Annotated in this window: 9 protein-coding genes; 5 read left to right on the plus strand and 4 right to left on the minus strand. The window is 72.2% G+C overall.

Features of this window, described 5'->3' with window-relative positions; all coding sequences use genetic code 11:
- Window position 1: 1 nt before the first annotated feature.
- The 3 genes from ACFE7W_RS07905 (at window position 2) to ACFE7W_RS07915 (ending at window position 3,395) form a co-directional block, all read left to right on the plus strand.
- A complete protein-coding gene (locus ACFE7W_RS07905) occupies window positions 2–1,255 on the plus strand; it encodes a hypothetical protein (protein WP_375424194.1) in 1,254 nt (417 codons plus the stop codon).
- Between the two features lie 500 nt (window positions 1,256–1,755).
- Window positions 1,756–2,550, plus strand: coding sequence for a hypothetical protein (locus ACFE7W_RS07910; protein ID WP_375424195.1), 795 nt, complete (start codon window positions 1,756–1,758; stop codon window positions 2,548–2,550).
- Window positions 2,551–2,669: 119 nt separating this feature from the next.
- Window positions 2,670–3,395 (plus strand): ComEC/Rec2 family competence protein, encoded by a 726-nt coding sequence (locus ACFE7W_RS07915; RefSeq protein ID WP_375424196.1) that lies wholly within the window; start codon window positions 2,670–2,672, stop codon window positions 3,393–3,395.
- A 29-nt stretch (window positions 3,396–3,424) separates the two neighbouring features.
- On the opposite strand, the gene ACFE7W_RS07920 is transcribed toward ACFE7W_RS07915, so the two are convergent.
- A complete protein-coding gene (locus ACFE7W_RS07920; RefSeq protein ID WP_375424197.1) occupies window positions 3,425–4,849 on the minus strand; it encodes a hypothetical protein in 1,425 nt (474 codons plus the stop codon).
- Window positions 4,846–5,565: a hypothetical protein gene (locus ACFE7W_RS07925; protein ID WP_375424198.1), complete on the minus strand. Its 720-nt coding sequence runs from the start codon at window positions 5,563–5,565 to the stop codon at window positions 4,846–4,848. The genes ACFE7W_RS07920 and ACFE7W_RS07925 overlap by 4 nt, the downstream gene beginning before the upstream one ends.
- A gap of 187 nt (window positions 5,566–5,752) precedes the next feature.
- Between ACFE7W_RS07925 and holA the strand changes: the two genes are divergently transcribed.
- Window positions 5,753–6,724 carry a DNA polymerase III subunit delta gene (holA, locus tag ACFE7W_RS07930; RefSeq protein WP_375424199.1) on the plus strand — a complete coding sequence of 324 codons (972 nt, stop codon included), beginning with the start codon at window positions 5,753–5,755 and terminating at the stop codon, window positions 6,722–6,724.
- Window positions 6,725–6,916: 192 nt separating this feature from the next.
- On the opposite strand, the gene rpsT is transcribed toward holA, so the two are convergent.
- Both rpsT and ACFE7W_RS07940 read right to left on the minus strand, forming a co-directional pair.
- Window positions 6,917–7,180, minus strand: coding sequence for a 30S ribosomal protein S20 (gene rpsT, locus ACFE7W_RS07935; protein ID WP_375424200.1), 264 nt, complete (start codon window positions 7,178–7,180; stop codon window positions 6,917–6,919).
- Between the two features lie 105 nt (window positions 7,181–7,285).
- Entirely contained in the window at window positions 7,286–8,305 is a 1,020-nt protein-coding gene (locus ACFE7W_RS07940; RefSeq protein WP_375424201.1) for an aminoglycoside phosphotransferase family protein, read from the minus strand.
- Window positions 8,306–8,486: 181 nt separating this feature from the next.
- Between ACFE7W_RS07940 and ACFE7W_RS07945 the strand changes: the two genes are divergently transcribed.
- The coding region (locus tag ACFE7W_RS07945; protein ID WP_375424236.1) for a GTP-binding protein at window positions 8,487–8,775 on the plus strand (289 nt) is incomplete at its 3' end.

Here is an 8,775-nt window from a genome sequence, read left to right on the forward strand (position 1 = left end):
CATGGCCCGACCCGGCCTGGGCGACGCGGCAGAACTGAGGCGCCAGATTCGGCACGCTGTTGATCCGGACGGCGCCCGGCTCGCCCTGCTGGACGCCATCGGCGACACCAACCAGGGGAGCTGGGTCCGCCTCCTCGGCGCCCGCGCGGCGGCGCAGTGGGACCAACTGCACGTGCTGAAGCGTGACCACGACACGCTGCTGACCTCGATGCAGGACGCCCTCGAGGTGCTCGTTCCCCGCGGCTGGTCGCCGTTCCAGATGGACACCAGCACCGTCCGCGAGGCGGTCAGCGTCGCACGGTCAGGCGACGGCGACGCGGCCGACGAGATGCTCGCCGGGCAGTGGGAAGGCGAGGGCGCCTGGCGCACCAAGCGCGTCTGCGACCGAGTCAGGACGATGGGAGCCGGCGCCCGGCAGCGCGACCTCGAGTCACTGTTCCAGCAACGCGCCCGGCTGCTGGTCAAGGCGAAGCAGCACCACGAGAACCACAGCTACGAGGCCTCCATCCCGATCCTGCACGCACAGATGGAGGGCGTCGTCATGGACGCTGCGGCGGGAAAGAAGTTCTTCACTAAGGGCTCTGCGAAAGCCGACCTCGCCGACGCCCGGCAGCTGGTCACGATCGAAGCCTGCCTACCGGCTCTGCAGGCAGTCTTCGGCGAGAATGTCTCGCACACCCAGGCGGCAGGGTCGCTGTCTCGACATGGCGTTGCCCATGGCCGCGAACTCGCCTACGACACTCGCGCGAACTCCGCGAAGTGCTGGTCGGTCCTCGACGCCATCGTCGAGTGGGCCCTGCCGTTGACCCGCTCCGAGGCCGAACGGCGCCTCGCGGAGCAGCAGGCGGCCCGGGCCGGAAGCCAAGCCGTCGATGAGTCGGGCCGCCGCGTCGACGACCGCGAGTTCCGAGAGACCCGGGACGTGCTCACCCTGCTTGGCACCTCCGCGATCGGGCACTGCCGGACCCGAGGCAGCTTCCGGCCTGACCTGGTCGGAGGCGTCTATACCACCGCCGACTTCACCAGACGTGGTCTCCCAGCCGACCACGGGATCCAGATGGAAGTCTCCGACGACGGACGCACGGCCTGGTTCTGGCGTTGCACCATCAGCGGCTGGGTCCTTGCCTACGCAGTCGCCGACCATGACCAAGGAATGGTCGAGTGGTTCTACGCCCGGCCAAGCCAGCCCTCCGGGCCCCCAGGAGCCGACTTGGGCTGGTCAGAGCCCTTCACGAGGACTCCAGACTGGAGCTGATGCTGGTCTCCACGCCTCAGTCCACTGTGTTCCCTACATCCACCGACGGACTGGATGCAATCTTGCGTTGGATCGCACCATGAGGTGTGATTGGGGTGGGTCGAGACCGTTGCAGCGGCCCGACCCACCCCGGCGCCTACAACGGCTCCAGCGTGATCGAGACTGATCCTCGCGTCCAGTCGATCTTCAGTCGGAATCCTCGCCGCATCGGGCACCACCTCCTTCGGCTGGGGGAGCCCCGCACCGACCTTCGGTGCTGGGGCTTCCCACGTCGTCAACAATGAGGCCTGAACCCGACCCCGGCAACCCGGTGACCCCCGCCACATCAGCGGAATGACGGACACCATCTGAGCGGGGTAAGGGGGGCGATGTTGGCGGACTGACCCCCACATCGGTGGCATACTGACCCCGCCGCGTTGAGCGGAGTCACTTATAAGGACTGCAGGTACCCCTCTGGACCCCGTCGAACCCCGCGAATCCCTGTCGACTCCGCTACGGCCGTGGCCGCGTCTGCCGAGAAGGGATCAAAGATGTCGACGAGCCTGCCCGCCGAGCCCCTGCGCAAGCTTCGCCTGGTTGCAGATCGATCCAAGCGGATCAGTTCTGTCCGCTTCCCCGTCGAATTCGTGCGCGAGCAGGTCACGGGCGAGCGGCCCCCTCTTGCCCGGCTCGTTCGCGCCGGCGAAGTCCGCCTGAAGCTGCACCTCACCCTCGCCCTGATGGCGACAAGGCAACCCTACGAACTGCGTGAGCCCCCCGCGGCTTACTGGTTCGCCAGCATGCTTGGCCTTTCGAACCATGAGACTTCCGGCGCCCGACGTGTCGGCGACGCGCTGGCGTGGCTCGAGCGGGAGCACTTCATCGAGCGCACCCCTCGACCAGGCAAGACGAGCAAGATCAAGCTTCTTCACCACGGGTCGACCTCCGCTGCAGGTGGGCGCTACCTTCAAGCGCCGCTCGACCTCTGGAAGCAGGGTTGGCTTCTGGCGCTGCCCGCCCGGGCGATCGGCCTCTACCTGGTGCTTAAGGAGGCCACCGGAGGCCGCGCCGACCACGACGCCATGCTCTCGGGCACACGAAAAGCTCAGTACTACCTCTCCGACGAAACCTGGGCTCGCGGCGCCAAGGACCTCGAGGACGCAGGACTGCTCCACGTTGAAGAGACATTCGCAAGAGCCTCATCGAAAGACGAGTACGAGCCGAAACGGCGCCGGCTGCGCTACACCCTGCTCGACAGCGTCATCGCAAGCCCACCCGGTACTCCTGCAGACAGCAGCGGAGGGACTGGCAACTAGACCGCTGCCGGCTGCAACCGGCTCTACTCCATAGAGCCACCTCAGCGGCCTGCCTTGTCAGCGGGTATTGCAACAGGTCCGCACTGAGCAGGGAAGACATCGGCCAGGGGGACGGGCTGGTGCTGCGGGCCGGCGACCACCAGGCGGTGGTGGTGGACAGCGGTCCGGACCCGCAGGCGATGCGGCGGTGTCTGGACGAGCTGGGCGTCCGGGAAGTGCCACTACTGGTCCTCAGCCACTTCCACGCCGACCACGTCGACGGTCTGGCAGGGGTGTTCGCCGGCCGTACGGTCGCCCGGGTGTGGGTGAGCCCGCTCGCCTCGCCCGCCGGTGAGGCGGCCACCGCGCGGGATCTGGCTGCCCGGCAGGGCGTCCCGGTGGAGGTGCCGGAGGTCGACAGGGCGGCGACGGTCGGTGAGGTGGCGCTCCGCGTGCTCGGTCCGGTGCCCCCGCAGGGGAGCGACGGCGACCAGTCCGCGACCGAGAACGACGCGAGCCTGGTGCTGCTCGCCGACGTCGACGGGCTGCGGGTGCTGCTCACCGGCGACGTCGAGCCTCCCGGACAGCGGGCCCTGCTGAGCCGAGGCACCGACCTGCGGGCGCAGGTGCTGAAGATCCCCCATCACGGCTCGGCCCGGCAGGAGGCGGCCTTCTTCGCCGCCACCGGGGCGACGGTCGCGATCGCCAGTGCCGGGGTGGACAACGACTACGGCCACCCGGCCCCGAAGACCGTCGCCCTGGCCCAGTCGCTGGGGATGACCGTGCTGCGGACCGACCAGAACGGCTCCGTCGCCATCACCTGGACCGACGGCCGGCTCGGCGCCGTCACCCAGCGGCGGCCGTGAGACCGTACCGGCCCGGACGGACGCTTCGGTCAGCCCGCCCCCGGGAGCCCGGTCACCGGGTCGAGCCGGCGCAGCGTCGACCCGCACTGCGCCACCACCTGGTGCCTTCTCACCTTGCCGCTGAGGTGCCCGCGGGCCGCGTCGTCTCCCGCCGGGACGCCGCTGAAGCGGATCCGCAACGCCTCGTGCGCCGGGCAGGAGAACTCCCACAGCACCCGGGCGTCGGTGATCCGGACGGCCGCGAGCCGGTCGGCGCGGGTGTCCAGCTGGGTCGTCCCGGCCACCACGAGGACGTCGCCGTACTGGGCGCTCGCCACCCGGCCGGTCAGTCGTCGGCCGTCGAGGCCGGACGCGGCGACCGGGGCCACGGAGAAGTCGAGGTCGCGGGTGGCCAGCTGGCGGTAGCCCTGGAAGCTCGTCACCGTGCGACAGCCGAGGCCGGTGACCACCAGGGTGCGGGCGGGTGCCGGAGCCCCGGTCGCCTCGGGCGGCTGCGCCAGCTGAGCGCTGCCGCAGCCGAAGGTGATGGCCCTCGCCGGGCTCGCGAGCCGGATCTGGTCGGCCCGGCGCTCGGCTGCTCCGATGGCCACCCCGCCGAGGCTGGCCGTGACGGTGACCGACCCCACGACGACGGCGATCCGCACCAGCATGCCGAGGTCGCGGCGTGGCGGCCAGCACTGGTACGCCGCCCAGACCACCACCCCGACCCCGACCCCGCTCAGGTAGAGCAGCACCGTCGAGCCGGTGGTGAGGGCGCTCAGCCGGAGCGCGACGCTGTTGCCCTCAAGCGAGGCTGCCGCCGCCCGCAGGGGCTGACCGAACAGGGCACGGCCGACCGCGAGCGGCGCGGGACCGATGAGGGCGTAGCCCACCAGCAGCGGGATCCCGTTGCGCCAGCTCCGCGGCCGCGTCTGCCCCAGGTCGAGCAGCAGGCTGAAGAAGGTCGCGTACGCGGCTGCACCGACCCAGAGCACGAGCAGCAGGATCGCCACCGCCGACGACCGGGCTCGGCCGTCGATGGCGATGGCCAGCAGCAGGACCACCGCCACCAGCGTGCCCAGCGCCGCAGGCACCAGGACGGCGCTCTGACCGAGTCGTCGGGGGTGCCGGGCCAGCAGCAGCAGGACGATGGCGGCCACCGTCAACAGCTCGCCGCCGACGCCGAGCTGGGCCGACTGCGCCGGCACCTGACCGGTCCCGGCACTCGTGGTCGCCTCGGCGACCAGCGGTGACAGCTGGGACAGCCACCAGTCGTGGGCCGGGACGGCGCTGGTCTCGGGGATCCAGTAGGTGACGAGGAACACCAGGTGCACGGCCAGACAGATCACGGTGGGTAGCGTGGCCGCGGCCCGGACCCGGAGCAGCAGCCGCGCCTCGTCGTCGGCGCGGGCCGGGACCCCGACGCTGCCCAGCGCAGGTGCGGCCGCCCCCGGGTTGGCGTAGACCGCGCTCACGCGGCGCTCCGCGGCAGGGCCGGGTCGGGTGTCGGGGTCACGGGAGCGTCGACCCGGACGGGGACCGTTGCCTCGTCCTCGTCGGGCCAGCGCACACGCTGGACCCGGAGGTGCCGGCAGCGCAGTGTGCCGGCACCGAACCGGGCTGGTAGCCAGCGACCCTCCAGCACCACGGCCAGGGTGAGCCGCTGCAGGTCGGCGAGCCGGTTCATCCGGAAGGCGCCCCGGACCGCGGCCGTGACCTCGCGGTGGACGGCGGCGAGCAGCTGTTCCTCCGGGTCGTCAGGGTGGCTGGCCACCAGTTCCAGGAGCGGGCCGTAGCCGTCGTCCTCAGCCAGCTCGAGGGTCAGCCGGAGCGCGGCCCGGTCGACCTGGTGGCCGTCGAAGGTGACGAGGTCGGTCACGGTGACGTCAAGGTCCACCGGGGCTGTGCTGAGGGCCCGGGCCGAGACCCGAGGGGCGCCCGGTGCCAGCAACGGGGGCACGAGCAGATCTCCCGCCGACCGCAGCTGGGGCTCGCCGCCGGACGGCAGCAGGACCGCCACCGTCTCGGGTCGGACCACCAGCAGCCGTCGGACCTCCACGCGCTCACCGACCAGCCGCGGTTCAGCCGCGGTCGCGGCCGCGGCGCCGGCACCCGTCGACCTCCTGGCGGACGGGTCCGCAGCCGAGGACCGGCCGACCAGGCGTCGGACCCAGGTCTCGAGCGTGCTCACCACCCCAGCCCCTTCCTCGTCCGTCCGCAGACCGGTGGCCTCGGGACGCCCGGTGCTCGCCGCCGGTCTGACGTCATTCTCAGGGTCGGGCCGCGGAGCGCCGTGACGCAACGCCGGACGGTCCCGCCCGGGTCGAGGCGCTTCCCGTCGGGGCGGAACTGTCGGCGACTGCTGCCATGCTGGGCCGGTGGCAGCGCGTACCTCTCCCTTCGGTCGGGTCACCCTGGTCAGCGGTCCCGAGGGGTTGCTGGCCGACCGGGCGGTCGCCGGGCTGGTCGAGCAGATCCGGGCCGAGTCACCCGAGGCCGAGGTCAGCCGAGTGGACGCCGACCGCCTGGATGCGGGCCGGTTCGCCGAGATGACCGGCGCCTCCCTGTTCGCGGTCCGTCGCGCTGCCGTGGTCAGCGACCTGGCCGCGTTGCCGGCCGACCTCGCCGAGGACGTCCTGGCGCTGGCCCGGTCGCCCTTGGACGACCTCGCGCTGGTCCTGGTGCACGGCGGTGGTCAGAAGGGCAAGGGTCTGCTCGACAAGCTCAAGGCCGCCAAGGTCACGGTGCTGGAGGCCGCAGCGGTCAAGCCGTGGGAGCTGCCCCAGTTCGTCGCCGCGGAAGCCCGCCGGGTCGGCGCCGGCATCGACACCGGTGCGGCGCAGACCCTGGTGGACGCCGTGGGTCACGACCTGCGCGGGCTGGCGGCAGCCGTCAGCCAGCTGGTCTCGGACTCCGAGGGCGGTTCGATCAACGAGACGCAGGTGCGGCGCTACTTCGGCGGCCGGTCGGAGGTCACCAGCTTCGCGGTGGCCGACGCGGCGCTGGCCGGTCGGACCGGCGCCGCGATGGAGCAGCTGCGCTGGGCGATCTCGACCGGGGTGGCACCGGTGCTGGTGACCAGCGCACTCGCCTCCGGGCTGCGCGGCCTGGGCAAGCTGGTGACCGCGCCCGTCGGGCTGCGGGAGGCCGACCTGGCCCGCGAGGTCGGGGTGCCGCCCTGGAAGCTCAAGACGATGCGCAGCCAGGCCCGGGGCTGGGACCAGGGCGGACTGGCCACCGCGCTCAAGGCCGTGGCCGTCGCCGACGCCGAGGTGAAGGGAGCGGCGGACGACGCCGGCTTCGCTCTCGAACGGGCCGTGCTCGTCGTCGCCCGGGCCCGGCGGGGCTAGCGCTCAGCTCGGATCGGTGAGCGGAAGGCACCCGGGCTCACGAGCGGAGCGGGGTCTGCGGAACGCACGACGTCCCGGTCACGTGAGGTGATCGGGACGTCGTTCGGACTCGACACGGCAAGGTGGAGCGTGTCGAGGTCGCGGCCGCGGGACGCCGGCGTGGGGTGGACGCCGGTCGAAACGCGCGGAGCCTCAGCTCAGCTTCGCGGCCTCGGCGGCGATGGCCGACTTGCGGTTCGCCGCCTGGTTCTTGTGGATGACGCCGGCCGAGGCGGCCTTGTCGAGGTGACGGGTCGCGGCGCGGGCGAGCTCGACGCTCTTCGCGGTGTCGCCGGCGGCCGCAGCCTCACGGAAACGACGGATCGACGTCTTGAGCGCAGACTTGGTCGCCTTGTTGCGCTGCCGAGCCTTCTCGTTCGTCTTGATCCGCTTGATCTGGGACTTGATGTTCGCCACGGGGCAAGCCTCTGTTGTCTGTGTCGGGTGTTCGGTTCAGTACGGTGTCGCTGTCTGCTGCACCGCGGGCCAGCGTGCTGGGACCCGCAGGCGCGACCGCTCACACTACCAAAGGCGGTCGGGCGGGCCCAAATCACGGGAGAGGAAGCCCAGCAACCGCTCGGCGCAGCGGGCCTGCCAGTCCCGGATCGTCGGCAGGCCGGGCGGAGCCGGGCGCCGCGAGAGCCGGTGCAGCGTCGCCGCCAGCGCCGCCAGGAGGTGCCCGAGCAGCTCTGGGTCGATGCCGGACGTCGTCGGGTGCTCGGCCAGGAACCCGCGCACGTCCAGCTGACCGCCCTGGGCGCGGTCAGCGCCGGAGACCACGAGGTCGGCGGCCAGCAGCGCCGGGTCGACCCAGGCGGCGGCCGTCCGCGCCTCTGCCCAGTCCACGAACCAGACCGGCGGCTCGGCATCGCCGACCGGCTCGCCCACCAGCACGTTGTCGGCCCGCAGGTCGGTGTGCGCGGGCGTACTGCCGACGACCTCGCGCTGGACCCGTTCGGCGCCGGCGACCAGACGCTCGGCCCGTTCGCGTACCCAGGGTCGGACCGACCACGGGTCGTCCGCGTCCCCCAGCAGCTCGGGCCAGCGGTCGAAGAAGCCGACGAGTTCGCTCGAGTCGGGCAGTCCGGCCCCGTCGTGCGCCACCAGCGAGCGGCTGAGCTCACCCCAGCGGTCGAAGACCAGCCGGGCCTGCTGTTCCGTCCAGGGGTGGGCCGGCGGCTGGCCGGGGAGAGCCGGGAACAGGGTGACGGTCCACGGGACACCCGCGACGGTCAGGTCGGTCCCGGCCAGCGGCTTCGGCAGGGCGGGATGGTCGGGCAGGGCCGCGAACCGGTCGCGCTCGCGCCGGTAGAGCTCCAGCGACGTGGCGTTGGGCCGGTCGCTCACGGCCTTGACGAACCCCCGCCGGCGGCCGGTGGCGACCACGGCGGCGCAGCCGGGGGAGAAGCCGCCCACCCGGTCCTCGACCTCGGTCACGGTGCCGCCGAGCTGTCCGGCCACCCAGCCACGCACCTCCGCCGGCAAGCCCGCCCAGGGCAGCCGGATACCGCGGCCGTAGCTGTCCGGCGGTCCGGTGGGCATGCCGTCATCCTCGCCGGGCAACCCGGGAGGGGCCACCGGTTTCCGCGGCGAGGTTGGGGAGCGGAGAAGTGGGATGATGGGTGACCGGGCGTCCGCCGACGCGGTCGCCCAGATCCTGCACCGCCGACCGGAAGACCACGTGACTCAGCCTGCCCCGAGCCCGGGCCGCACCGACCCGGCGATGATCCGCAACTTCTGCATCATCGCCCACATCGACCACGGCAAGTCGACCCTCGCCGACCGGATGCTGCAGCTCACCGGCGTCGTCGACGCCCGCGCCATGCGCGCCCAGTACCTCGACAAGATGGACATCGAGCGGGAACGCGGCATCACCATCAAGTCCCAGGCCGTGCGGATGCCACTCGTCACCAGCGGTTCACGGGGGTCCGAGGGGGTCGTCCCCCTCGCGGGCCAGGGTTCACGGGGGTCCGAGGGGGTCGTCCCCCTCGCGGGCCAGGGTTCACGGGGGT

The sequence above is a fragment of the uncultured Friedmanniella sp. genome, assembly GCF_964244285.1.
Lineage (GTDB): Bacteria > Actinomycetota > Actinomycetes > Propionibacteriales > Propionibacteriaceae > Microlunatus.

What these genes read in the sequence shown, in the direction of transcription:
- ACFE7W_RS07940 (WP_375424201.1), bottom strand. Translation starts at nt 8,305, where the DNA reads ATGCCCACCGGACCGCCGGACAGCTACGGCCGCGGTATCCGGCTGCCC.
- ACFE7W_RS07905 (WP_375424194.1), top strand. Translation starts at nt 2, where the DNA reads ATGGCCCGACCCGGCCTGGGCGACGCGGCAGAACTGAGGCGCCAGATT.